Origin of the sequence: Bradyrhizobium sp. CCGUVB23 (genome assembly GCF_024199885.1) — a bacterium.
Lineage (GTDB): Bacteria > Pseudomonadota > Alphaproteobacteria > Rhizobiales > Xanthobacteraceae > Bradyrhizobium.
The window spans coordinates 7,904,323-7,929,056 of record NZ_JANADQ010000001.1 but is presented as its reverse complement, the minus strand read 5'-3'; the positions used below and the strand labels follow the sequence as shown (position 1 = coordinate 7,929,056).

At 64.2% G+C, this 24,734-nt stretch carries 19 protein-coding genes and 1 pseudogene; 7 read left to right on the top strand and 13 right to left on the bottom strand.

The genetic code is table 11. The features are described 5' to 3' along the window. Window positions 1–81: 81 nt before the first annotated feature. A complete protein-coding gene (mgtE, locus tag NLN62_RS36855) occupies window positions 82–1,503 on the bottom strand; it encodes a magnesium transporter (protein ID WP_027524238.1) in 1,422 nt (473 codons plus the stop codon). Window positions 1,504–1,585: 82 nt separating this feature from the next. Between mgtE and NLN62_RS36850 the strand changes: the two genes are divergently transcribed. Further along, window positions 1,586–2,386 (top strand): polysaccharide deacetylase family protein, encoded by an 801-nt coding sequence (locus NLN62_RS36850; RefSeq protein ID WP_254112037.1) that lies wholly within the window; start codon window positions 1,586–1,588, stop codon window positions 2,384–2,386. Between the two features lie 182 nt (window positions 2,387–2,568). Beyond that, the gene (locus NLN62_RS36845; protein ID WP_254112036.1) at window positions 2,569–3,840 is read left to right on the top strand and encodes a polysaccharide deacetylase family protein; all 1,272 of its coding nucleotides are present in this window, start codon (window positions 2,569–2,571) and stop codon (window positions 3,838–3,840) included. Window positions 3,841–3,852: 12 nt separating this feature from the next. Here the strand turns inward: NLN62_RS36845 and NLN62_RS36840 are convergent, their stop codons facing one another. After that, window positions 3,853–4,227, bottom strand: a complete 375-nt coding sequence (locus tag NLN62_RS36840) for a hypothetical protein (RefSeq protein ID WP_027524235.1) — start codon at window positions 4,225–4,227, stop codon at window positions 3,853–3,855. A gap of 348 nt (window positions 4,228–4,575) precedes the next feature. On the opposite strand from NLN62_RS36840, the gene NLN62_RS36835 reads away from it, so the two are divergent. After that, the gene (locus tag NLN62_RS36835) at window positions 4,576–4,833 is read left to right on the top strand and encodes a hypothetical protein (protein WP_198031794.1); all 258 of its coding nucleotides are present in this window, start codon (window positions 4,576–4,578) and stop codon (window positions 4,831–4,833) included. 107 nt (window positions 4,834–4,940) lie between these two features. On the opposite strand, the gene NLN62_RS36830 is transcribed toward NLN62_RS36835, so the two are convergent. Further along, window positions 4,941–5,717, bottom strand: a complete 777-nt coding sequence (locus NLN62_RS36830; RefSeq protein WP_254112035.1) for a LamB/YcsF family protein — start codon at window positions 5,715–5,717, stop codon at window positions 4,941–4,943. Between the two features lie 145 nt (window positions 5,718–5,862). Between NLN62_RS36830 and pxpB the strand changes: the two genes are divergently transcribed. Together pxpB and NLN62_RS36820 are read left to right on the top strand one after the other, a co-directional pair. After that, window positions 5,863–6,612, top strand: coding sequence for a 5-oxoprolinase subunit PxpB (gene pxpB / locus NLN62_RS36825; protein ID WP_254112034.1), 750 nt, complete (start codon window positions 5,863–5,865; stop codon window positions 6,610–6,612). An 8-nt stretch (window positions 6,613–6,620) separates the two neighbouring features. After that, window positions 6,621–7,673 (top strand): biotin-dependent carboxyltransferase family protein, encoded by a 1,053-nt coding sequence (locus NLN62_RS36820; protein WP_254112033.1) that lies wholly within the window; start codon window positions 6,621–6,623, stop codon window positions 7,671–7,673. 382 nt (window positions 7,674–8,055) lie between these two features. Here the strand turns inward: NLN62_RS36820 and NLN62_RS36815 are convergent, their stop codons facing one another. Continuing rightward, window positions 8,056–8,736 carry a GntR family transcriptional regulator gene (locus NLN62_RS36815; protein WP_035662924.1) on the bottom strand — a complete coding sequence of 227 codons (681 nt, stop codon included), beginning with the start codon at window positions 8,734–8,736 and terminating at the stop codon, window positions 8,056–8,058. Between the two features lie 172 nt (window positions 8,737–8,908). Here NLN62_RS36815 and NLN62_RS36810 point away from each other — a divergent pair, with 172 nt between their 5' ends. Together NLN62_RS36810 and NLN62_RS36805 are read left to right on the top strand one after the other, a co-directional pair. After that, a complete protein-coding gene (locus tag NLN62_RS36810; protein ID WP_254112032.1) occupies window positions 8,909–12,313 on the top strand; it encodes a molybdopterin-dependent oxidoreductase in 3,405 nt (1,134 codons plus the stop codon). Window positions 12,314–12,362: 49 nt separating this feature from the next. After that, on the top strand, window positions 12,363–13,817 hold the full coding sequence (locus tag NLN62_RS36805) for a short-chain fatty acid transporter (RefSeq protein ID WP_254112031.1): 1,455 nt from the start codon (window positions 12,363–12,365) through the stop codon (window positions 13,815–13,817). 146 nt (window positions 13,818–13,963) lie between these two features. Here NLN62_RS36805 and iolB read toward each other — a convergent pair whose 3' ends face one another. The 9 genes and pseudogenes from iolB to NLN62_RS36760 form a co-directional block, all read right to left on the bottom strand. After that, window positions 13,964–14,770 carry a 5-deoxy-glucuronate isomerase gene (gene iolB / locus NLN62_RS36800; RefSeq protein WP_027524228.1) on the bottom strand — a complete coding sequence of 269 codons (807 nt, stop codon included), beginning with the start codon at window positions 14,768–14,770 and terminating at the stop codon, window positions 13,964–13,966. Window positions 14,771–14,921: 151 nt separating this feature from the next. Then, window positions 14,922–15,815 (bottom strand): myo-inosose-2 dehydratase, encoded by an 894-nt coding sequence (gene iolE / locus NLN62_RS36795; protein WP_254112030.1) that lies wholly within the window; start codon window positions 15,813–15,815, stop codon window positions 14,922–14,924. An 8-nt stretch (window positions 15,816–15,823) separates the two neighbouring features. Then, complete coding sequence (gene iolD / locus NLN62_RS36790; RefSeq protein WP_254112029.1) at window positions 15,824–17,659, bottom strand: 3D-(3,5/4)-trihydroxycyclohexane-1,2-dione acylhydrolase (decyclizing); 1,836 nt, start codon at window positions 17,657–17,659, stop codon at window positions 15,824–15,826. Then, window positions 17,656–19,566, bottom strand: a complete 1,911-nt coding sequence (gene iolC, locus NLN62_RS36785) for a 5-dehydro-2-deoxygluconokinase (protein WP_254112028.1) — start codon at window positions 19,564–19,566, stop codon at window positions 17,656–17,658. The genes iolD and iolC overlap by 4 nt, the downstream gene beginning before the upstream one ends. A gap of 14 nt (window positions 19,567–19,580) precedes the next feature. Next, window positions 19,581–20,591, bottom strand: coding sequence for a Gfo/Idh/MocA family protein (locus NLN62_RS36780; RefSeq protein WP_254112027.1), 1,011 nt, complete (start codon window positions 20,589–20,591; stop codon window positions 19,581–19,583). 28 nt (window positions 20,592–20,619) lie between these two features. Further along, on the bottom strand, window positions 20,620–21,549 hold the full coding sequence (locus tag NLN62_RS36775; protein ID WP_254112026.1) for a sugar phosphate isomerase/epimerase: 930 nt from the start codon (window positions 21,547–21,549) through the stop codon (window positions 20,620–20,622). Between the two features lie 10 nt (window positions 21,550–21,559). Beyond that, window positions 21,560–22,735: a Gfo/Idh/MocA family protein gene (locus NLN62_RS36770; RefSeq protein ID WP_254112025.1), complete on the bottom strand. Its 1,176-nt coding sequence runs from the start codon at window positions 22,733–22,735 to the stop codon at window positions 21,560–21,562. Window positions 22,736–22,769: 34 nt separating this feature from the next. Next, window positions 22,770–23,570: pseudogene (locus NLN62_RS36765) on the bottom strand (substrate-binding domain-containing protein); the annotation flags it as partial. An 82-nt stretch (window positions 23,571–23,652) separates the two neighbouring features. Next, complete coding sequence (locus tag NLN62_RS36760; RefSeq protein WP_254112024.1) at window positions 23,653–24,471, bottom strand: TIM barrel protein; 819 nt, start codon at window positions 24,469–24,471, stop codon at window positions 23,653–23,655. Window positions 24,472–24,734: the final 263 nt, after the last annotated feature.

Here is a 24,734-nt window from a genome sequence, read left to right as displayed (position 1 = left end):
TCTCAACGGGCGGTCCGTGTCGCTGGGCCCCGGTTCTGCGCAGCAGCGCTTACGCGCCGCAGCGCGCCCGGGACACGAGACCTATTTTAGCCCGAACCACAAGGTCGCAATGCCGAGGAAGGAGAAGAAGCCAACGACGTCGGTGACCGTCGTGACGAAGGTGCCGGAGGCAACCGCGGGATCGGCCCGCACCCGTTCGAGCCCCATCGGGATCAGAATGCCGCCGAGCGCGCCGGCGACGAGGTTGCAGATGATCGCAAGCCCGATGACCACGCCGAGGCCCGGGATCTTGAACCAGGCCACAGCGGCAATGCCCGTAATCACCGCAAAGGCGAGGCCGTTGACGAGGCCGACGAAGGTCTCGCGCATCACCACGCGCCAGGCATTGGAGGAGCCGAGCTCGCGGGTGGCGAGCGCCCGCACCGCGACCGTCATGGTCTGGGTTGCGGCGTTGCCGCCCTGGCTCGCCACGATCGGCGCGAGCACGGCGAGCGCCACCATCTTCTCGAGCTGCCCCTCGAACAGGCCGAGCACGGACGACGCCAGGAACGCGGTGGCGAGATTGACCAGGAGCCAGTTGAAACGGGCGCGCGCAATGGTCAGCACGCTGTCGGACAGTTCTTCGTCGCTGGTGACGCCGCCGAGCGCCTTGAGGTCCTCGTCGGCCTCCTCCTCGATGACGTCGACGACGTCGTCGACGGTGACGACGCCGACCAGGCGATCCTGGGTATCGACGACGGGAGCGGCAACCAGATTGTACTTGCCGAACATGCGCGCCACCTCCTCCTGGTCCTCCAGGACGGAGACACGGCGCCGATCCTCGTCGCAGAGGTCGGTGAGCGGCACCGGGCGGCGGGTGCGCAAGAGCACGTCGAGCGGAACGGCGCCCTGCCAATGCTGTTCCTTGTCGACGACGTAGATCTCGTAGAAGCGGTCCGGCAGGTCGGGCGTCTCGCGCATGTAGTCGATCGCCTGGCCCACGGTGAAATCCTGGGGCACCGCGATGAACTCGGTCTGCATCCGCCTGCCGGCCGAGTTTTCCGGATAAAGCAGGCTGCGCTCGAGCGCGACGCGCTCGGGCAGCGGCAGCTTCTCCAGGATCTCCTCCTGATCCGCCTCGTCGAGGGTCTCGAGCAGCTCGACGGCGTCGTCGGATTCGAGCTCGCGGACACCCTCGGCGACCGTCTCCGGCGGCAGTTCCTCGAGGATCTCCTCGCGCACGGCCTCGTCGACCTCGTTCAGGGCCGAGAAGTCGAAATCGCGCCCCGTCAGCTCGACCAGCCGGACACGGTCGTCCGGCTGCAGCGCCCCGATGAGGTCGCCGAGATCGGCCTCGTGCAGTTCCGCGACGATGGCCCGCAGCTGGGCGCTGTCTGAGGCTTCGATGGCCCGCGCGATCTCCGTGACGAATTCGTGACGAATTTCGCCATCTTCGTTGCGCATGGGAACATGGTCGAGGACCGAGGCCTCGGCGGTTGCGGCAACGTCCATATGTTCGTCCATGGCGCGCCTCGCCGTTTGACAGGATGGTTCAATTGGTTTGAGCTGGGGCTCAGGCAATAGTCACAAGGCAACATCGAGCGCAATGAGAAAGATGCGTCTGCACCAATGGCCCCTGCTGCTCGCTGCCGCGACGGCGGTGCTTGCCGGCATCACGGCGGCGGACGCGGCCGACTGCCCGCGCAAGGATGCGCTCGGCACTGCGCGCGTACTCAGCGTCGATGCCAAGACCTATCCGCGGGTCGGGCTGAAGAGCTTTCCGCAGACCCTGCCGCTCGCCGATCACGAGGTCGTGCTGACCTTCGACGACGGACCCCGGCCGCCGCACACGCAGAAGGTGCTGGCGGCGCTCGCGCATGAGTGCGTGCGCGCCACCTTCTTCCTGGTCGGCCAGTCGTCGGCAGAATCTCCGGCACTGGTCAAACGGATCGCTGCCGAAGGCCATACGGTGGCGCATCACAGCTGGTCGCATCCGATGTCGTCGAAGATCTCCTTCGAGCACGCTAAAGAAGACATCGATCGCGGGATCGAGGCCGACGAGAAGGCGCTCCACGGGATTGCGACCCGCACACCCTCGACCCCGTTCTTCCGTTTCCCCTATTTCGACTCGACGCCCGCAACCCTCGATCTCCTGCAATCACGCGGGATCGCCGTGTTCGGGGCAGACCTTTGGGCCAGCGACTGGGAAGAGATGACCCCGGAGCAGGAATTGAAGAAGGTCACCGAGCGGCTCGAGGCCGCCAGGAAGGGTATCATCCTCTTGCATGACGCGCAGGCGCGAACCGCGGCCATGATGCCCGCGTTCCTGCGGTACCTGCACGACAACGGCTACCACGTCGTTCACATTGTCCCGGCAGTGACGCAAAAGAGCGCCAATGCGCATTGATGCCGGAATGTCACGGCGGCCCAAATTGGGGTGATCGCGGGGCAATTAAGCCTCCGTTCATGCTAGGCCATGCAAATTGGATGGGGACCCGGGCCTGAACCGTTTCGGCCGGGCTTCGACCAAGGTTCTGATATCGCGTGGATGTTCGGTCGCGGATCGCGTACGAGGGCAAACGAAGAGCAATGATCGGTCGTAGAGTTTCCTGCCGGACACGGTCCTGGATCGTCTGCCTCGGATTTTTGACCGCCGGCCCAGCCGCGGCGCTCGCGGCCGACTGTCCCGGCCATCCCGACGCACTCGGCACCTCGCGCACGATCGTGGTCGATCCGCGCGAGCACCCACGCATCGGCACGATGCAGTACCGGGAAACGTTGCCGCTGCGGGATCACGAGGTGGTCCTGACCTTCGATGACGGGCCGCTGCCGAAATACTCGAACCAGGTGCTCCAGATCCTGGCCAATGAGTGCATCAAGGCCACCTTCTTTACCATTGGGGCGCAGGCGCAGGCCAATCCCGAAGGCGTGCGCAAGCTGGTCGCCGCCGGCCATACCGTCGGCACGCACAGCCAAAACCATCCGCTCACCTTCGAGAAAATGCCGATCGAGAAGGCGCAGACCGAGATCGATACGGGCATCGCCTCGGTTACGGCGGCGATGACCGATCCGTCCGCGCTCGCGCCGTTCTTCCGCATTCCCGGCCTGCTCCGCGCCGAGGGCGTGGAGAACCTGCTCGCCTCTCGCGGCATCCAGCTCTGGAGCGCCGATTTTCTGGCCGACGACTGGCGGCACGTCTCGCCCGAGCGCGTCTATCAGCTTGCCATCCAGCGGCTGGAGGCCAAGGGCAAGGGTATTCTGCTCCTGCACGACATCCAGCCGCGCACCGTCGCGGCGCTACCCAAGATCATCCGCGATCTGAAGGCACGCGGCTATCGTATCGTGCATGTGGTGCCCGCCACTGCCGATCGGCCGGCAACGCCGACCGAGCCGGTCGAATGGATGCTGCATCCGGCGAGCGAGAACGTCGCCGTGGTGCGCTGGCCGAAGATTCCGAGCTTCGTCTTCACGCGGAACGAAACGCTGCGGGCCCCGCTGCTGTCGGATCTGAATGCCGAGCTGCCGCGTCAGGCAGGCTCGTCGCATTGGGGCGTTGCGAAGGCCGGCGCGGAGAGCCTGGCCGTTCCGAGCCGGGACCTTTTCGAGATCAAGGAAGGCTCGCTCGAGGTCCTGATGTCCACGTCGGCGTCGCGTCATGTCGCGCGGCTGGCGCGGACCAACGCGGTCGATGCGATCTCGTCAAGAAATGCGAAGGGCCGCGGCCGGGCTGCGGCGGTCGCAACGCATGGTGGCAAGCACCCACCGGCCGCACGCGCCACGGCCAAGCGCATGGCACAAAACGCCAACGCAAGCGCGGCGCGCCCGACCAAGCTCGCGAGCCTGAAGAAGCGGCCGCAGTAGCCTGGAAGTCGCCTACTGCCGCACGATGGCGGCGACGCAGAGCAGCACGATCAGCGCCAGGAAGAACAGGTCCATATAGGACTTGAGCTCGCCGTCGCGGCGCAGCCGCGCCACGTCGGTCACGATCTGCTTGCGCGCATTGGTTCCGCCGCTGCCGTCATTGATCGGCGCCTGCAGGCGCCGGGTCTCGCCTTCCAGCTTCTCGATCTTCTGGTAAAAATAGAACGCGCGCAGCGTCGAGGCCGCGCGCATGCCGGTGTAGACCAGCACGAGAATCGCGAGCATCGCGCGGTTCGGATACTTCTCCATGAAGTTCAGGCTGAAATAGACCATCGCCAGGAACGCGAAGTTGGTCACGAAGCGGTAGACGAAGCTTAGAAAGACCATGCTGGCTCCAGCGAAGGGCGGCGCGATCGTGCGACGTTGCGAATTGCGGAGATGTTGCACGCAAGCCGGAACGGCCGGCCTGGAATGCTGTGGGTGCTGGTCTACGCCAACTTTGTGCAGCCAAGATTAAGAGTGCCCGCGCGGTGCAGGCCGGGAATCGACCGGGTGGCCGGACGCGCGCGACTGCGCCTTTTAGCTGCGCTTGGCCATATTGCAAGAGAGCCCAGGCGGCTTGCCGCGACGCCGCGCGTAGACAGCGGCGGCCACATCGGCTCAATGGAGATTCGGCGGAAGTCGCGTTACACTGCGCTTGCCACCAGACTTTGCCAGCCGATGTGGGGTCTGCCGATGCCGAAGAAGGGAATCACGGGCCACGACGAATGGGTGCTCACCGAGGCGCTGGCAACCGCGCTGGTCGCGCTGGAGCAGCTCGCGCCAAAGCACCAGCCGCGCGCCCATATGGAAGACATCCGCAAGATGCTCGCCAACGGCAAGGAGCCGGCGACCGTGAGCCTGCACCTCGCCCAGGCCAAATGCCGCCTGTTCCCCGACACCGATCCGCTCGAGATCTACAAGGAATACGGGATCGGCGAGGAATATGGCTGAGCGAAGCCCGAAGGCCCGTCCGGCCCGCGCGTTCCGGAAAACCGGGAAACAAGGAAGGTTGGCCGCTCGGAGATCCTAGAGTGAGGCGATGACGACCAGCACGAGGATCAAGCGCCAATGACCTTCGACATCGGGGCAAGGGTGATGCCGGCCGAGGCGAGGCGCTCGCGCAGGCGCTGTGCCATTGCGACCGCACCCGGCGTATCGCCGTGGACGCAGACGCTGTCAATCCGGGTCGGCAGCCGCGTTCCCGACAGGCAGGTGATGGCGCCATCCTCCACCATGCGAATGACGCGCTCGGAAGCGACCTCCGCATCATGAATCACGGCGCCCGCAAGACGACGCGACACCAGATTGCCGTTGTCGGCATAGGCGCGATCGGCATAGATCTCGCGCACCAGCGGCAGGCCGAATTTCTCGCCTGCCCGCTCGGTCTCCTGACCGGGCATCACCACGAAGATCAGGTTGCGGTCGATGGTGCGGATCGCCCGCGCCACCGCTTCGGCGAGATCGCGGTCCTCGGCGGCGATGTTGCCGAGCGCGCCGTGGGTCTTGACGTGGCGGATGACGTGACCCACGTCGGATGCCAACGCCATCAGTGCGCCCACCTGATAGAGCACGATCTTCTCGATGTCAGCGGGGCGCTCGCCTTGAATGGGCCTGCGGCCAAAACCCCAGAGATCGAGAAAGCCAGGATGCGCGCCGGCCTGCACGCCCTTGGCCTTCGCCTCCGTCAAGGTGCGATGCATCACCAGGGGATCACCGGCATGGAAGCCACAGGCGATGTTGGCGGAGGTGACGGTTCGCAACATCTCGGCGTCATCGCCGAGCGTATAGACACCAAAACCCTCACCCATGTCGCAGTTCATATCGATCAGAGTCATCTCGTCCTCGTTTCGCGCGTGTGCGATATAGACATGGCGTGAGGCGCAGGTCACGAGGAATCCGGCGCGCTGCTTGCATGGAACGGCGTCAGTTTTCGAAGAGTAGATGCGCGGCCATAAATCTCATGACGAGCGATCAACCAGCATGACAACCGACGCTCTCTACGCTCTGCCGCGTTTCCGCCGGTCCGGCGACGCAGCACTGACGATCGAAGTCGGAGACGGGATCGACGCGGACGTCAATGCGCGCGTCGTCGATCTCGACCGCGCGCTGACCGAGCGCGCACTGCGAGGTATCGTGGAGATCGTACCGACCTACCGCACGCTGCTGGTCTGCTTCGATCCGACGGTGCTATCGCGACGCGCCGTCGAAACCGAGGTGATGTCGCTGTGGCCACCGGCGCCGCCGGCGGGACAGGTTCGTCGTCGCTGGACCGTTCCCGTCGCCTATGGCGGCGACAACGGGATGGATCTCGACTGGCTCGCGCAGCGCCTCGATACGACGACCGACGACATCGTGGCGCGGCACAGCGCGGCTGAATATCGCGTCTACATGATCGGCTTCATGCCCGGGCTGACCTATCTCGGCGGGCTCGACCCCTTCCTTCACGTCGACCGGCGCCCCGAGCCGAGGCTGGTCGTGCCTCCAGGCAGCGTCTCCGTCGGAGGCCAGCAGGCCGCCATTTCTCCGCCGCTCCCCGCGCCGAGCGGCTGGCACATGTTGGGACGCACGCCGGTGCGCTCCTATGATCCGCGGCGCGAGGCCGAGCCCTTTTTGTTTCGCGCCGGCGATCTCGTTCGCTTTCGTCCGATCGACGGTGCCGAATGTGCTGCACTCGAACGCGCCGCGGAAGCCGGCGAGATCATCGCCGAAAAAGACGAGCACACGGTGTGAGCGGCGCGATGTCTGTACATCTCGAAGTGATCGAGCCCGGTCTCGCCACGACAATTCAGGATCTCGGCCGTCGCGGCTGGCAACGGTTCGGCATTTCCGAGTCCGGGGCGATGGATCCCGTTGCGCTTGCAACCGCGAATGCGCTGGTCGGCAACACCGTCGGGACCGCTGCGCTCGAAGTCACTCTGGCCGGACCGGTGCTCGCTTGCATCAATGGCGACACGCGCATCGCGCTTGCCGGCGCCGATTTTGCGATAGCGATCGATGGCCGTCCGGTTGCCTCCCACGAGACGCATGATTTGAAATCAGGCCAGCATCTCGTGATCGGCGCGGCGCGGGACGGCGCGCGTGCCGTTCTCGCCGTCTCTGGCGGCTTCCAGATCAAGCCGATGCTCGGCAGCGTGGCGACGCAGTCGCGTAGCCAACTCGGTGGGCTGAACGGCGGTCCGCTGCGCAAGGGCGACCTGCTGCCGCTGGCGCTCCCGGGCCTGCCGGGCAGGCCGCATCTCATGGTGTCCCCCACCAACCGCGTCCGACCCAATGGACCTGTCCGCGTCCTCCTTGGCCCGCAGGACGACGCCTTCAGCGCCGAGGGTATCGCAACGTTCCTCGGCTCCGACTACGCTGTCACTCCCTTGTCCGATCGCATGGGTTGCCGGCTCGAAGGACCCCGGGTCGCCCATGCGGGCGCCGTGGGGATCGTCTCCGATGGCATCGTCTTCGGCAGTATCCAGATCCCCGGCAACGGACAGCCGATCATCCTGCTTGCCGATCGCCAGACGACCGGCGGCTATCCGAAGATCGCCACCGTCATCTCCGCAGATCTTCCCCGGCTGGCCCAGCTTCGCCCTGGTGAGCGCGTCCATTTTCAATCGATCGAGGAAGACGAAGCCGTGAAGCTCGTGCGTGAGATGCGACGGCAGATCGATCGTGTGGGCGATTCAATGATCGAGGTTCATGGCGGCAGCAATCTCACAAGTGAGCATCTCCTGGCCAGCAACCTCATCAGCGGCGTGATCTCTGCTCTCGAATGGGTTCAAGCCGATGTCGCGACATCCTAGTTCTGTCTGCCGTTGCGAGATCGACTGACCGTCCCATGCCTAATAGCCTCCTGAAGACAAAGGGAAACTATCCATGGCTTTGCTTAGCGAAACTGCGAGCGGCGTTTACGTGATCGCTGTAACACCGTTTACCGACTCATTGCCGATATCGAACGTCTGATAGCGCGTCAGACTCGCCGCCTCAAAGAACTCAACTGACAGAAACGTCAACAACTGCTGCCGGCGCGAAATTGGTTCGGCGGCCATTTCGATAGCCGCAGCGTTCGTGATGATGCCGCGAGCACCTCGCGATCATCGAGCCCATTGCTGAAGGTGATGCTCCGCCGGCGTTCACGCGCATGCGCGCAGGCGGCCGCTCGGGCGCTTTGATCTTGCCCGGCAATCACCGGCCATGGCCGCGACTGGCGACGATCGGCTCGCGCGGGTTCGCCATCCGCGACAAGGCCTCGATGAAGATCGGTTCCCACGCCCTGATATGACGCCGCAGCAGATCGGCGAGGGCGTCTTCCTCGCCGGCCATCGCAAGCTCGATGATCTGATAGTGCTCCGCGGCGGATTCGTTCTGGCGGGCAAGACCCGCACGCGACTTGATGCCGTAAAGCCGCATCTGATCGCGGAGCCCCATCACCATTTCGGTCAGGCGCGCATTGTCTGCGGCTGCCGTCAGCAATTGGTGAAAGGTGCGATCGGCTTCGAGGTAAAGCCTGATGTCCTCCATCTTGACCGCACGGGCGACCTCGTCGGCAAAGCGAACCAGCTCCTTGAGATTTTTCTTCTTGCGCGCGACGATGGTCGCTGCGTGGAGCTCCAGCACCTCGCGCAGATCAAAGAGATTGCGAAGCTCGGTCAAGGTCGGCTCGACCACCTTGAAGCCGCGGTTACGCATCGGCTCGATCAACCCGCTGCGCGCCAGTTCGAGCAGTGCTTCCCGGACCGGGGTCGTCGACACGCCAAGGCTCGCGGCAAGCGTCGGCACGGAATACATCGACCCCGGCATGCTCTGGCCGGAAATAATCTCCGTGCGCACCTGCTGCAGCACCTGCTCCCGCAAATTCTGGTCCATTTCATTCCCGCTTCGTCGGCTCCGGAATCATCCGGCTCGTCCGCGGCACAATAATCGCGTTTGGCTACGGCACAATAAATGGGCTTGACGAAGGGTATGCAGCAGATGAAACTGTGTAGCGCTTTACTGTAATGCGCCACTATTGACCCTTTGGAACGGTGCGGCCTCCCCTATGGCGCAGCGCGTACCCGGCTATTGCACGCTCTGCCGATCCCGCTGCGGCTCGAGCATGGTGATCGAGAATGGGCGACTGATCGGTGTCGAGCCGTTGTCCGGACATCCGACCGGCGGAGCGCTGTGTGCGAAAGGCCGTGCCGCGCCCGAGATGGTGCACAGTCCGCGCCGGCTGACCAAACCGCTTCGCCGGACGGCGCCACGGGATGCTGCCGATCCCGGCTGGACCGAGATTTCCTGGGACGAGGCGCTGGGCGAGATCGCCCAAAAGCTTGGCGATATCCGCAAGACATCCGGTGCCGAAGCGGTGGCCTTCGCCCTCACCACGCCGAGCGGCACGCCGATGGTCGACAGCTTCGAATGGGTCGAGCGATTCATCCGCTGCTTCGGCAGTCCAAACCTGGTCTACGCGATCGAAATCTGCGGCTGGCACAAGGACTTTGCCCATGCCCTGACTTTCGGGCGCGGCATCGGCGTTCCCGATTATGAGCGCGCCGACGCTATCGTGCTATGGGGACACAATCCGGCCCGCACCTGGCTTGCCCAGGCAACACGCGTCGCCGATGCAAGGCGGCGTGGCGCGCGCGTCGCGGTGGTCGATCCCAAACCGAACGGATCCGGGCAACAGGCCGACATCTGGTTGCGTATTCGTCCCGGCGCGGACGGCGCGCTGGCGATGGGCGCGATCCGGCACCTCATCACGACGAGATCGTTCGACGCGGACTTCGTGACGCGGTGGACCAACGGACCGCTGCTGATCGACACCGAGACGGGTCGCTTCGTTCGCGCGAGCGAACTCTGGGCTGATCAAGCAAACGACAATTTCGTTGCGCTGGACAGGTCCGGAGCGGCGCGCGCCGTCGATACCCGCGTTGCGGCGTTCGATCCCGGCAGCTGCGAATTGGATGCTTGGGTAACGCTCACCGCGCAGGACGGTCGTACGATCGTTGCAGCGACAGCCTTCAGTCTGCTGACTGCCGAGGCAGCTCCCTATACGGTCGCTCGTGTGGCCGAATTGACCTGGCTCGACGAGAGCAAGATCACGGCCTTCTACGAGTTGTTCGAGAGCTGTCCGCGGCTCGCGTATCATTCCTGGACCGGCGTCGGCCAGCACACCAACGCGACCATGACTGAGCGAGCCATTGCGACGCTTTACGCACTCACTGGCGCCTGCGACAGGCGTGGCGGCAATGTCTGGCCAGCACCGCCCCCGACGCGAACCGTCAACGACTACACCTTGTTGCCGCCGGAGCAGCAGGCCAAGGCGCTCGGCCTCAGCGAATTGCCGCTCGGACCGCCAAGCCGGGGTTGGATCACGGCACGGGATTTCAGCCGCGCGGTTCTGACCGGCGAACCCTACCGGGTCGAGGCGCTGATGAGCTTCGGCACCAATTTCGTGGTGTCGCAGGGTCACTCTTCGCGTAATCGCGAAGCTCTGCGCGCGCTCGACTTCCACGTCCACGTCGATATGTTCATGAATCCGACGGCCGAGAACGCCGATATCGTGCTGCCGGCAAACATGCCGTGGGAACGAGACGCCCTGAAGATCGGCTTCGAGATCACGCAGGAGGCCGTCGAAACGATCCAGTTCCGCCCGCAGATGTTGCCGCGGTTCGGCGCGTGCAAGGCGGACTATGAAATTGTCGCCGAACTTGCGGTCAGGCTCGGCCTGGCCGATGAGTTTTTCGGCGGCGATATCCAGGCCGGCTGGAATTATCAGCTCGCACCACTCGGTGTTACCGTCGAAGAGTTGCGCCGCCATCCCGAGGGCCTGCGTTTCCCTCAACTCCTTCGTCACGAGAAATACGCGCTGCCGCAACAGGATGGCACGGTTGCGGGCTTTGCCACCGCCACCCGCCGCGTCGAGATCTATTCGGAGTTGATGCTCGAGCACGGCTACGCGCCGTTGCCGGGCCATATCGAGCCTGCCGAAAGTCCGCTCGCTGAGCGCGCCGACAGCCGCTTTCCGCTGGTGCTCACGACGGCCAAGAGCGGCTGGTTCGTCCATACTTCACATCGTCACGTCGCTTCCCTTCGCAAGAAGACGCCCGATCCGGCGCTCGAAATCAGCCCAACGCTCGCAGCGGAACGTGGCCTCACGGACGGTGACTGGGTGATCGTCACAACCTCAGCCGGCGAAGTCCGGCTGCGCGTACGGCTAAACGAAGCGCTCGACGACCGCGTCACTGTCGCCGAGTTCGGCTGGTGGGAGGATTGTCCGCCACTAGGACGCGCCGCAATTCAGGCAGCCGGATCGCCGACCTCGAATATCAACGATGCCTTGAGTGACGCGACACGCGATCCGGTCAGCGGTTCGGTGCCGCTGCGCGCCACAAGTTGCGACATCCGCAAGGACGAGGCTGCGAGCCGCGGTCACTGGACCGGCAAGCGCGGCTTCGCGGTCGCCGCCATTCGCCGCGAGGCCGACGATGTCGTCGCGCTGGAGCTTGCGCCGCGCGATGGCGGTGCGATTCCTGCGTTTCGCCCGGGACAACACGTGCTGCTGAGCCTGCCGGGATTCGATGCTGCGCGCGCCTATTCGTTGACCGGCCACGACGACCGAAATGTGCTGTCGATCGCGGTCAAGAAGCGCCGGTCCGACGATTCCGGATTTGCCGGCCAAGCGGTTCACATTTCCGATCGCATCCATCGTCTGGCGGTCGGAGATGAAGTTCAGATCGAATCGCCCAAGGGCATTTTCACTCCACCGCTGCAAGGACGCCGGCCCCTGATTTTTCTTGCTGCCGGAATCGGCATCACGCCCTTTATCAGTCACCTGGAGGCGCTGGCGAGACAGCGGCCAGCTGAACGCGTCGCCCGGGTCCTGCTGCTCCATGGCTGCCGCAATGGCGGCGAGCATGCCTTCGCCCGGCGGTTGCGGGAGCTCGCAGACCTCTTGCCGGAGCTCGAGCTCGTGACGGCGTATTCGGCCCCGCGCGCGCAAGATCGATGCCCCGCGGATTACGATTACGCGGGCCGGCTGGACCTGTCGGCGATCGATCCGTTGCTGCCGCTAAGCCCCCTCACCTATCTCTGCGGCTCGCCGGACTTCACGACATCAATGGCGACCCGGCTGATCGAGCGGGGCGTCCCCAGCTTCGACATATTCACAGAAGCTTTCGCGTCACCCCCGAATGTGCCGCGGACGCTGAAGCCGCAGACCGTCCACATCGCGGACGGTGACAGAAGCTTCACCTGGACGCCCGAGCTCGGAACGCTTCTCGATGCGGCCCAGGCGGCCGGTCTGTCGTTACCCAGCGGCTGCCGGGTCGGCCAGTGCGAGAGCTGCCTCATGCGCGTCGTCGACGGCAACGTCGCGCGGCTCGACGGCGATCACAGCGCGACCGATCAGTGCCTGACCTGTCAATCCGTTCCGCTCTCGGAACTCACGCTCGCACTTTGATTGGCAATGACGAAACAGACGCAACATCAACGCGACTATGGGGGCCGCAATGACCGACACGACAGATAAAGCCATCTTCCTGGACAAAGGACCAACGCAAGCCAACCCGCTTGCAAGATTCTCGCAGTACATGGTGAGCTTTGCCGAGCGCTGGTTTCCCGATGCTTACGTGTTTGTGCTGATCGCCGTTGTCGCGGTCGCGCTCGGTACGATCGCGCACGGTGGCTCACCGCTTGCGGTCAGCCGCGCCTTCGGCGACGGCTTCTGGAATCTCATTCCTTTCACCATGCAGCTGGCTCTGGCCGCCGTCGGAGGCTACGTGGTTGCGATGTCCCCGCCTGTCTCAGCGTTGATGCGATGGCTGGCCGGCGTCCCCTCCAGCGCGCGCGGCGCCGTGGTTTTCGTCGGCGTGCTCAGCATCCTTCTGTCACTTCTGAACTGGAGTCTGAGCCTGATCTTCTCGGGCCTCTTGGTGCGCGAAATCGCCCGACGCAAGGACATCAAGCTCGATTATCGCGCAGCTGGTGCGGCAGGCTATCTGGGTCTGGGTTGCGGCTTCACGCTCGGCATCACCTCTTCGGTCGCGCAGCTTCAGGCGAACGCGGCAAGCATTCCGAGTTCGCTGCTGCCGATCACCGGTGTCATCGGTTTCGCCGAGACGATCCTGACATGGCAAAACCTGGTGACGATCATCGTCGTGACCGCACTGTCCGCGGCGATCTGTTACCTGACGGCGCCAACTGAGGCGCTGACCAGAACCGCAGAGGATCTCGGCGTATCTCTCGGCGACGACCGGATCGAGCCAAAGAAGCCGGCACGGCCGGGTGACTTTCTCGAGTTCAGCCCCGTTCTGACCATTCTGATCGTGGCGCTGGCATCAGGCTGGCTCTGGCAGACCTTTCAATCCGGCAATCCGCTGATCACCCTGTCGGGCCTAAACACCTATAATTTCGTGTTTCTGGTGCTTGGCATTCTCCTGCACTGGCGTCCTCGCAGCCTTCTCGAGGCATTTTCCAAGGGGACGCCGAGCATCTCGGGCCTGCTGTTGCAGTTCCCCTTCTATGCCGGAATCGCCCACATGCTGACCAAGGTCCCGAACGCCAGCGGTCTGACGCTTTCCGATACCGTCGCTCACTGGTTCGCAAGCGTCTCGGTCAACTCGACCGTCTTCTCCTTCCTGATCGGAATCTATTCCGCAGTGCTCGGCTTCTTCATCCCGTCGGCCGGCGGCAAATGGATCATCGAGGCGCCCTACATCATGAAGGCGGCCAACGAAATCGGAGCTCATCTGGGCTGGACTACCATGGTCTACAACATCGCCGAGACGCTGCCGAACTTTATCAACCCATTCTGGATGCTGCCACTGCTTGGCGTGCTCGGGTTGAAGTCGAAAGACCTGGTTGGCTACACCTCCGTGCAATTCTTCGTGCACTTCCCGATCGTCATGATCTTGGCTGCGATCCTGATGACGACTTTCACGTACCACGCACCAATTCTGCCGTGATCGATCGTCGAACCTGACAATGCGGGATGTCGGGATCTCTCCGACCCGACATCCCGGTCGCTCATGTCCGCTCCCTCGCCGCCATCTGTACCGCCAGAATTGCCCCGGTTTCGGGTCTGCGCTCCGGACGACGAGGCGTCCTCATCTCAGGCGTCGCGTTTCATGATCCATTCGACCGCCGGACTCGGCACGAAGCGCCATTTGCGCAAGGGGCCGGCCATGACGTTGAGATAGTACATCTCGAAGCCATAGGGCGCGCCGCAGGGATGGTGCCCGCGCGGAACCAGAACCACGTCGCCGTCATGCACGGCCATCGTCACGTCGAGCTGCAAATCGTCCGTGTAGACACGCTGAATGCCGAAGCCGACGGATGGATTGATGCGGTGATAATACGTCTCCTCGAGATAAGTGATGCGCGGGAAATCGTCCTCGTCGTGGCGATGTGAGGGGTAACTGGACCAGTGGCCCGCGGGGGTGAAGACCTCCGTGACTAGCAAGCTGTCGCAATAGTCCTCGTTCTCCATCGCGATATTGTTGATGTAGCGCGTATTCGTCCCCTTGCCGCGCTCGGTCAGACGGATCCCCTGCGGGTCGATCCGGCGTGCCGCGTGCAGCCCCTTGCCAGGGGCCGAACACACGGCGATCGTGCACTCGGTTTCCGCGGTCGCCTCCCAGGCCGCACCGTTCGGCAAGTAGACGCAATGTGGCGGCGTCTTTTCAAAGACGTTCATGCGCTCGCCGAAACTGCCCCAATCCTGCCCACCGCCAGTCACGGAGGCCTTGCCCTCGACCATGACCAGGACGACCTCGCGATCTCCCGTCGTTTCCGCGGCACGCTCGCCCGGACGCAGCCGGTAGAGCGAGAAGCCGACATAGCGCCAGCCCGCCGATTGCGGCGTGATCTCGTGCACCTTGCCGTGTGTGCCAAAGGGCTTGCGTAGCAATTCCGCCATGTGTCTCTCCCGACGTGCCGCACGGTCGGCGGCATGACAACCGCTAGAGCATGATCCGGAAAAGTGTGAAGCGGTTTTCCGAAAAGATCATGCTCAAACAATAATCTAAAGCGCGATGACGGTTCATCCCAATCTCATCGCGCTTTAGTAGTTACGCAAGCCCGACGCGGGCGGCAATTTCCTTCAGCGAGCGCAAGCCCATGCCCTGATATTTCAGTGGCTCGCGAACGAGGCTGTCCTGCTCGGCCTCGATGACGATCCAGCCCGAATAGCCATGTTGGGCGGCGGTCGTCAGCACCGGCTCGAAGTCGATGCAGCCTTCCGGATCGCCCGGCACCGTGAACGCGCCGCGCCGCACGCCCTCGAGGAAACTCAACCCTTTCTCACGCACCTCGCGCATGATCGGGGGGCGAATATTCTTGCAATGGATGTGCGTGATGCGGCCGATATATTTGCGCACGACCTCCATTGGATCGGCACCTCCGAAGAAAGCGTGGCCGGTATCGAATAGCAGCCGGGTATGGGGACCGGCCATCTCCATGAAGCGGTCGATGTCGGCTCCGCTTTCGATGATGGTGCCCATGTGGTGGTGGTACCCCATCTTCACGCCCTGATCGTGGGCGTATTTCGAAAGCTCCTCATATCCTTTCGAAAAGCGATCCCATTGTTCATCGGTCATGATCGGACGGTTGTTGACCGCTTCACCGTCATTGCCATGCACCGTGTTCGAGCACTCGCACGCGTTGACATGATCTCCACCGGCAGCCCTCACCATGTCGATGAAGCTCTGAAGGTTCCTCTTCTCGGTGTCGATATCGTTCACGAGAATATTGGTCGAATGCCAGCCGGCGGCAAAACGCAGGCCGTATTCGGCGAGCTTCGCTTTGAGCGCCCGGCCATCATCGGGCATCTTGTGGCCCTTTTCGATGCCGTCAAACCCGATCGTCCGGCAGTCTCCGAGGCAGTCTTCGAGCGAGAGATGGTCGCCGATGCTCCAGTCGTCGTCGTTCGACCAGGCGATGGGGTTGGTACCGTACAGGATCATGAGAGGCCTCAATCGAAAGTGCGTTGAAATTGTGAATTGACTGCGTAGCGTTCTCGCGCGTGCTCCAGACGCTCTGGACCGCCGGCTTCGGGCACCGCGACGTCCCACCAGTGACCGCCGGCGCCGGTGCCCGGCACGGGATCGGTGTCGATCAGGATGACGGTCGGCTTGGTCCGGCCGCGCGCGGCGACGATGCGGGCCTCGAGATCGGCGATGCTCGTCGCCTTCTCGGCGTGGGCGCCCATGGAGCGGGCATGGGCGACGAAGTCGATCTCCGGCCCGCCCTCGACGGCGCAGTCCTTGTAGAGATTGTTGAACTCCGCGCCGCCGGTCTCGATCTGCAGACGGTTGATGCAGCCGTAGCCCCGATTGTCGGTCAGAACGATCGTGAAGGGCACGCGGCGCATGACGGCGGTGGCAAGTTCGGAATTCGCCATCATGTAGGAGCCGTCGCCGACGAAGCAGATGACCTCCTTATCCGGCGCAGCGAGCGCGATGCCGAGCGCGCCGGCGACCTCGTAGCCCATGCAGGAATAGCCGTATTCCATGTGGTAGCCACCCGCGGCCGCCCGCCACAGAACCTGCAGCGCGCCCGGCATGGTGCCGGCGGCGCACATGACGACCGTCTTATCGGTCGCGACCCGCTGCACCGCGCCGATCACCTGCGCGTCAGTCGGCAGCACGTTGGCCATCCCCTCCGGCGCACCGGTAACAGCCTTCACTTTGGCGTGCCAGGCGGCGCGCGAAGCAGCATCCGGGGCTTGCGCTTTGTGGTCGCCTAGCAGGGCCGAGAGCTGTTCGAGCGTTACTTTGGCATCGCCGACCACACCGATCGCGCCGTGCTTGGTGGCGTCGTAGCCATGCAGATTGATCGAGACGAGCTTGCGGGCGCCGTTCTTGAACAGGGCCCAGCTGCCGGTCGTGAAATCCTGGAAACGCGTGCCGACGCCAACGACGAGATCTGCCTCGGACGCGAGCGCGTTGCCGCATTCCGAACCCGTCACGCCGGGCGAGCCGAAGTTCAGAGGATCGGTCCAGGCGTTCGCCCCCTTGCCGGCCTGGGTCTCGAGGAAGGCAATGTTATGCTTCCTGGCAAAAGCGGCGAGCGTCGCTTCGGCGCCGGCATAGATCACACCGCCGCCCGAGATCAGCACCGGCTTCCTGGCCGCGCGGATCAGGCTCGCGACCTCCTCGACCTCGCGCGGGTCAGCCAGCGGCCGGCGGATGCGCCAGACCTTGGGCTCGAAGAAGCTCTCCGGATAATCGCAGGCCTCGGCCTGAACGTCCTGGCAGAAGGCCAGACACACCGGGCCGCAATTGGCCGGATCGGTCATCACGGCGAGCGCGCGCGGCAGCGCGGTCAACAACTGTTCGGGCCGCGTGATGCGATCGAAGTAGCGCACCACCGGCCGGAAGGCGTCGTTGGCCGAGACCGTGCCGTCGTCGAAATCTTCGACCTGTTGCAACACCGGATCCGGGCGACGGTTGGCGAACACGTCGCCGGGGACGAGCAGCACCGGCAGGCGGTTGACATGCGCGAGCGCCGCCGCCGTCACCATGTTGGTGGCGCCGGGGCCGATCGACGAGGTCACCGCCATTGCCCTACGACGCTTCATGGTCTTGGCATAGGCGATCGCCGTATGCGCCATCGTCTGCTCGTTCTGGCCCCGCCAGGTCGGCAACGCCGTGCCGATGCCGTGCAGCGCCTCGCCGAGACCGGCGACGTTGCCGTGACCGAAGATCGCCCAGACACCCTCGATGAAGCGTCCGCCTTCTTCGGTCATCTGCACCGAGAGCCAGCGCACCATGGCCTGCGCCGCGGTCAGTCGGATCGTCTTGGTCATGCCGCCTTCTCCCGCGCCGTCGCGCGCGCCTCGTCCCAGATCTCGCAGAGCCGGCGGTAGCGCCGTGCCATCTCGGCGACCGCCGCCTCGTCGGACGTCTCACCCTTGAACCACGCCCGCGCCACCTCGCCAAAAATGGTGCGCCCGACCGCAAAGCCTTTTACTAGCGGGAAGCCGGCGGCGACGCGGAAGCTCGCGGCGAGTTCGGCGTCAGGCGCATCGAGACCGAGCACGACGATGCCGCGGGTATAGCGGTCGTGCTCTTCGATCGCCTTGCAGGCGGCATCCCAGGCGGCAGCGCTTGCCAGCGGTTCGAGCTTCCACCAGTCGGGATAGATTCCGGCGGCGTAGAACTGCCGGATCAGCGTCGCCATCGTCTCATCGTCGACCGCCCCGACCTTCGAGGCCACGATCTCCAGCAAAAATTCGAGATTGTTGCGCCGTGATGCCTCAAACAGGCGCTTGACGCTCTCCTCCTGCGCGGCGCGCGTCGCCGAGTCGTCGTCCGGATGGCAGAAGCAGAGCACCTTCACGACGTTTTCGCGCGCCCACTCACCGAGGGCCCCACAGTCTGACCCCAGCTCCGGCTCGAAGGAGAGCGGCCGCGAGCCCGGCCGTTCGCAGGGCCTGCCGATCCAGAGGCCCGAACCGGAGGCGGCGTGGAGCGCGCGCCGACCGATGCGGTTGTCGCAAAGGATGCCGTAGCCGGGCTTCCCGCCCTGCACCTCGAGCGCGGCCTCAAGGCATAGCTCCTTGAACGCGCCGCCCCTGGCGAGCGTGTAGCCGTCCATCTGCTCGAGCTGCGAACGGTGGTCGAAGGCGAACACCCGGCATTCCGACCAGTCGCCCGACCGGTTGGTGGCCCAGTGGATCTGTTCGAGCTCGGTGTCGTGGCGCAGCGCCTTCACCTTGATGCCGCGCTTCAGGAAGAACTGGAGCTCCTCCCAGGACGGATAGGCCGGCGTGCAGCCGTGGCGGCTGACCGCGAAGGCGCCGCAGGCGTTGGCGTATTCGAGCGCCTTCGGCCAGCTCGCGTCGTCGAGCCAGCCGCGCAGGAGCCCGGCGAAGAAGCCGTCGCCGGCGCCGAGCACGTTGAAGACTTCAATCGGAAATCCCGGGCCCATCTCGCCGTCGTCGAGATTGTCGGGGATGGCGGCAGCGAAGGCGACTGCACCCTTCGCGCCGCGCTTGCAGACGAGCGTCGCCGGGGTCAGCGCGCGGACCGCCCGGAGGGCCGCGACCGTGTCGGTCGAACCGCCAGCGATGTGGAATTCCTCCTCCGTGCCGACGATCAGGTCGAAGAGATGGAGCGTGCCCTGGAGCTTCTTCGTGACCGCCGCGCTTTCGATGAAGCGGCTTTCACCTGCGCCATGGCCGGCGAGGCCCCAGAGGTTCGGGCGATAGTCGATGTCGAGCGCGGTGCGGGCGCCGTGGGCGCGGGCGAGCCGCAGCGCCTTGAGGACGGCGGCTTCGGTGCGCGGGTTCGACAAATGCGTGCCGGTCGCCACGACGGCGCGAGCATCGGCGATGAAGGTTTCCTCGATGTCGTCCTCGGAGAGTGCCATGTCGGCACAGTTCTCGCGATAGAAGATCAGCGGGAACTGGTCCTCGTCGCGGATGCCGAGCAGCACCAGAGCGGTCAGACGCGTAGGGTCAGTCTTGACCCCCTGCACGTCGACGCCCTCCCGCTGGAGCTGCTCGCGGATGAACCGGCCCATGTGCTCGTCGCCGACGCGGGTGATCAGCCCGGACTTCAGCCCGAGCCGCGCCGCCCCGCAGGCGATATTGGTCGGAGAGCCGCCGATATACTTGTTGAACGATCCCATGTCCTCGAGCCGGCCGCCCACCTGCGCGCCGTAGAGATCGACCGAAGACCTTCCGATCGTGATGACGTCGAGTTTCTTCATCGGCCAGCTCCTCGTCAGCGGTAGAGCGACGGCCGGTCTGCCATCTTGATGGCGACGGGCGCGCCTTCCCTTTCCTGTGCAGCGACGCAGGCATCGGAGGTGATCGCTGCGACATAGCCGTCCCAGGAGCTCGGACCCGTTGCCGTCCCCGCCGCGGCTGCTTTCAGGAAGTCCTGAAGCTCGACGTCATAGGCCGCGACGAAACGGTCCTTCCAATCGGTCAGGATGTCGTTCTGCAATTTCGCACCGAGCCGCAGCTCGACCGCCATGGGTTCGGGCAGGCACGCGGTTCCGTCCTCGCCTACGATTTCGCACTGGATGTCATAGCCGTAGTGGCAGTTCACGAATATCTCGACGTTGATAAGCACGCCCTTCTTCGTCTCGAGCACCACCACCTGCGGGTCCCGCAGCTTGGCATGCGACCGCGCGGCCCGGCGCGGAAACAGCACACGGGCCGAGACGTAGTCGTCGTCCAGCAGCCAGCGCAGCACGTCGATCTCGTGGATCAGCGTGTCGTGGATCGCCATCGGCGTGACGTAGGCCTCGGGCACCGTGGGGTTTCGATGGGCGGCGTGGACCATGATCGGTGCGCCCGTTCGCGTCCGGATCGCCTCCTTGAGGGCGACGTAGCCCGCATCATAGCGGCGCATGAAACCGACCTGCACGAGCCGGCGGCCGAGAGCCGCCTCCGCCTCGACGATCCGCCGCGCGCCCTCCGCCGTCGTGGCGAGCGGCTTCTCGCAGAAGCAGGGCTTGCCGGCAGCAATGGACGCAAGAACATATTGCTCGTGCGTCGCGCCCCAGGAGGTGACGAGAACTGCATCGACGTCCTTCGCCGCGACCAGCTCCTCCCCCGTCGCGTAGATCGCCGCATCCGGCGCCACGTCCGCCTTGACGGCCTCCGCCGCCGCCCGGTTCATGTCGGTGACGGCAACGATCCTGCCTCCCGCGAGCACGTAATTGATCCTGCGGGCATGGTCGCGGCCGATGGCTCCCGAGCCGATCACGCCGATCTTGACTGTCATTGCTGGTCTCACCTTCTGTTCGGTGGTGTTAGAAGCCTGCTCGCCGCAGGAAATCGCGGCTGGCCGCGAGATCGCCGAGGATCGAGCCGGTATTGCGGGGATCGCGCTCCTGCTCGATCGTGATGTAACCGCCATAGCCGATGTCGCTAAGCAGCGTCCGGATGGCCGGATAGTCTATAGAGCCTTTGCCGATCGGGCACATCACGCCCTTGGCGCAAGCATCGAAGAAACGGATACGCTGGTTCATCACGGTGCCGAAGACGCCTGCGTCAATGTCCTTGAAATGGATGTAGTCGGCGCGCTCACGGTATTGCCACAGCATGTCGACCGGATCCATGCCCGCATAGGCGAGATGACCGGTGTCGAGGCAGAGGCCGGCTAGCTCGGACGGAACATCCGCAACGATGCGCTCGATCTCGTCGGCGAACTCGATGTAACCGCCGACATGGGGATGGATCACGGCGCGCACGCCGTATTTGTTCCGGGCGAGCGCCGCGATGGCGCGAATGGTCTCGACCATGATTCGCCAGCCGTTCGCACCAAGGCGCGGCGCGCGATCCGAATGGCCGGCTGCGAAGTCGCGCACGTCGTGTCCCCAATCCATGACCGTGAGGTAAGGCGCCTTATGACGCTGGCCATCATGGGTCGCGGGTTTGGGAAGGCTCACGATCAGCGCGCAGATCTCATCAGTTTGCCGGAGCAGATTGTCACGATTTTCCGGAGAGACCAAATCATCGAAGATGGTCCCGGCGACGATGCTGAGCCGGTGGCGCTCAAGCGCGTCCGAGACCCGGGCCGAATCGAGGGGCAGGTAGCCGTAGGGCCCGAGCTCGAGACCGCCGAACCCGGCCGCGGCCGCTTCGTCAAGCACCTTCTCCCACGCCGGCAGATGGGGATTCCTGACGTCGTCAACGCCCCAGCAACAGGGGGCGGTCGTGATGGTGATCGGCTTGATCATCCCCGACCCCTCAGTGGAAATCCACCCACACCGAACCGGCATCGGCCGAGCGTACGCAGTTCTCGATCCAGCGGACGCCTTCGGCGCCGTCCTTGAGACCCGGATAGATCAGGCCATCGAGCGCTGCCTGGTCGCCTCGCCGCTTCGCGTCGATCGCCTGCGCGAGGCGCAGATAGACGTTCGACCAGGAGTCCCCAAGACCTTCGGCGTGCAGGGCGCCCATCCGATCGCTGCCAAGCGACAGCTCGTCGAGGTAAGGCATGCCGTGGCTCATGAGTTGAACCGGCCGGCCCTGAACCTCATACCAGAGTTCGTTGGGATGGGCGTCACGCCAGATGAGGCTACCTTGCGAGCCGACGATACGGATCGTCTGCGAGTCCATCGAGCCTGCACAGACCGACGAGCACCATAAGCGGCCGACGGCACCGTTGTCGTAGTGGAAGAGCACATAGGCGTTGTCTTCGAGCGGCGCGCGCGACTTGATGAAGCTCTGCCGGTCGCACAGGAGTCTGGTGACCTTCATATGCGGCAGCACCATCTGGCTCATGTAATAAGTGTGCGTGGAGAGGTCGCCAAGCACGAATGTCGGCCCGCTCGTTGCGGGGTTCGTCCGCCACCTCTGCGCTTCGGACGCGTTGGAATCGTCAGCCGAATTGAAACCGTGGATGTAGCAGAGGTCGACGATGCGGATATCACCCAGCACGCCCTTGGCGACCATGGCCCGCATCTGCAGGAGCATGGGAAAGGCCGAATAGCTGTAGGCAACGCCGACGATCAATCCCTTGTCGCCCGCGAGCCGCTCGATCTCGCGGCATTCCTCCATTTTGAAGAAGAGAGGCTTCTCGCAGATGACGTGAAGTCCGGCCATGAGGCAGGCTGTCGTGATCTCGAAATGCGTGTGATTGGGCGTGGCCACCGTGACGACCTCCACCCCATCCGGTCGCCTCGCTTCTTCGCCTATCAGGGTCCGGTAGTCGGGATAACAGCGCTCACCATCGACGCCGATATTGATCCCGAAATCCCGCCCGCGTGCCGCATCGACATCGAAGGCGCCGCACACCAGCGTATAGGCCGTGTTGTCCCGCAGCGCGCCGGTGCGGTGCTTGTAGCCCACCTGGCTCGTGCGCCCACCGCCCACCAAACCCCAGCGAAGCGGTCGCTGGATCACTCTCTCGCCGTTCAGCATGGACGCTCCTCGCTTTCCGTTCCGACTACTTCTTCCGGAACACGGTCACCGCGAGATCGCCGGCCTGCATGGCCGCGAGTCCGTCCTTGGTGCCGTCAATGCCGCCGACGAGGATCTCCTTCGTCGAGAGGCCCGCAGTCTTGATCGACCCGATGCCGCCGATCGCCATCTCGTCGTTGTTCGGGATGAAAGCATCGAACTTGAGCCCGGCCGACAGCCAGTTGGTCATGAGGTCGGCCGCCTGGGTGCGCGACCAGTTGGCGGCCTGCTTCTCCACGATCTTCATGAAGCTACAGTCCGGAGTGGCGATCACATCCTCGATGTCCTTGGTCCGCTGGCGGGCCGCTTGGTTCGAAAGTTCGCCCATCATGACGACAATCCGGGCTTCCTTCTTGCCTTTGTCCTTCAGTGCGCGGCAGATTTCCTTGGTTTCAAGCGTGCCGGACTCGGCCTCGTTCGAGCCAACGAAGGCCTGATCGGACGGAAGCTTTTCGAGATTGACCGGCATGCGGTTGACGAAGACGAGCGGGATGCCGGCGTCCGCCGCGGCCTTGCTCATCGCCGCCGTGGCGTCGGTATCGACCGGGTTGACGATGATGGCATCGACTTTGGCCGCGGCGAAGTTCTGGATCTGGTTCAGCTGCTTGCCGACATCGTTCTGTGCGTCTTCGATTTGCAGCTTCACGTTCTGCTTCGCGGCACTGTCCTGGATCGCCTTGCGCAGCACTGTCAGAAAATTATCGTCGAACAGGGCCATCGAGACGCCGATGTTCTCGGCCAAGGCCGATCCGGACATGAGCGCCGAAATGGCGGCCGCGAGCACAAGCTTCCTCATTATTTCCTCCCGTTTTTCTGCGTGGCCGGCGTCCACGCTGATTACGCCGGTCGTGTTTTCCGCCGCATGCCGGCGGCTGCCGTTACGCTGGCGTGAGAGAGACCCTTTCGTTCAAGAAGCCAATTGATCGACGCAGCGCGCTCTCCGGATCGGCCAGCGCGTGCACTGCCGGAGAGAAGGCCTCGTACGAGATCGGTCCGGCATATCCGGCTGCCAGCAGAGCTTCGATCTGGGCGATGTTGCCGAGCCGGTCCGCCTCGTCGACGAGAACCCGGTGGGCATCGCGCATGTCGGCTACCGCGAGATCGACATCGACAACGCCGGAGACGTGGACGATGCCCGTGTATTCCGGGAAAAGGGGACCGCCGCCGGCGAGGTGATGATGGAAGGTGTCGTGAACGAGCCTGTATTGGCGCGCCACACCGAGACTCTCGATCACTTCGATCGTCTCCGCCTTGCTACGGAGCGAGGAAGTTTCGAAGCCGAGCGGCTCGACAAGGGCGATCATGCCCGCCGCCTCCAGCATGGGCGCGATCTCACGCAAAGCAAGGCGCAGGTTGCCGATCCGCTCGCCCGCGCCGAGGCCCCGGCCGTCGTTACGCGGAATGAGACTGATGGTCTCCGCCCCGCAAGCCGACGCCGTCCGGATCAGGGCATCTACAGCGGCGCGACGGGCATCCGACCAGTCGTTGAACGGATAGACCTGTGACAGGCCGACGATCCGCAACCCCTGGTCCTTGGCCTTGGCGGCCACGACGCCGGGGGCGTCGCCATTGAATAGCGGCTGAGCCAGATCATTGCGCAGTTCGACGCCAATGCAACCGAGCCGCTTGGCAAGCGCAAAGAGGCCCTCGTAGCGCAGCCCCGGCACCGTCATGTGATTGATCGCTATGGGCAGCATGTCCGCCTGTTCCTCCGGCCTGTTGATGTCTGCTTGTTTATTCGGCGTGTCGACGCGAGGATGTAACGATGCTGAAGCAGTGAACGTCAAGGAAAGTGGGGTATTTCACGTCATTGTATGACGTATCATGACGTATTTATGAGGCGACGCCACCACGCTAGCCGTGATAGCCATCAGAACAGATGTCCCTCGCTTTTCCGATAGATGAACCTCATTTCTCGCCCACTGACTCCAATGCTCATTCAGTCGATCAAGCTTGACGC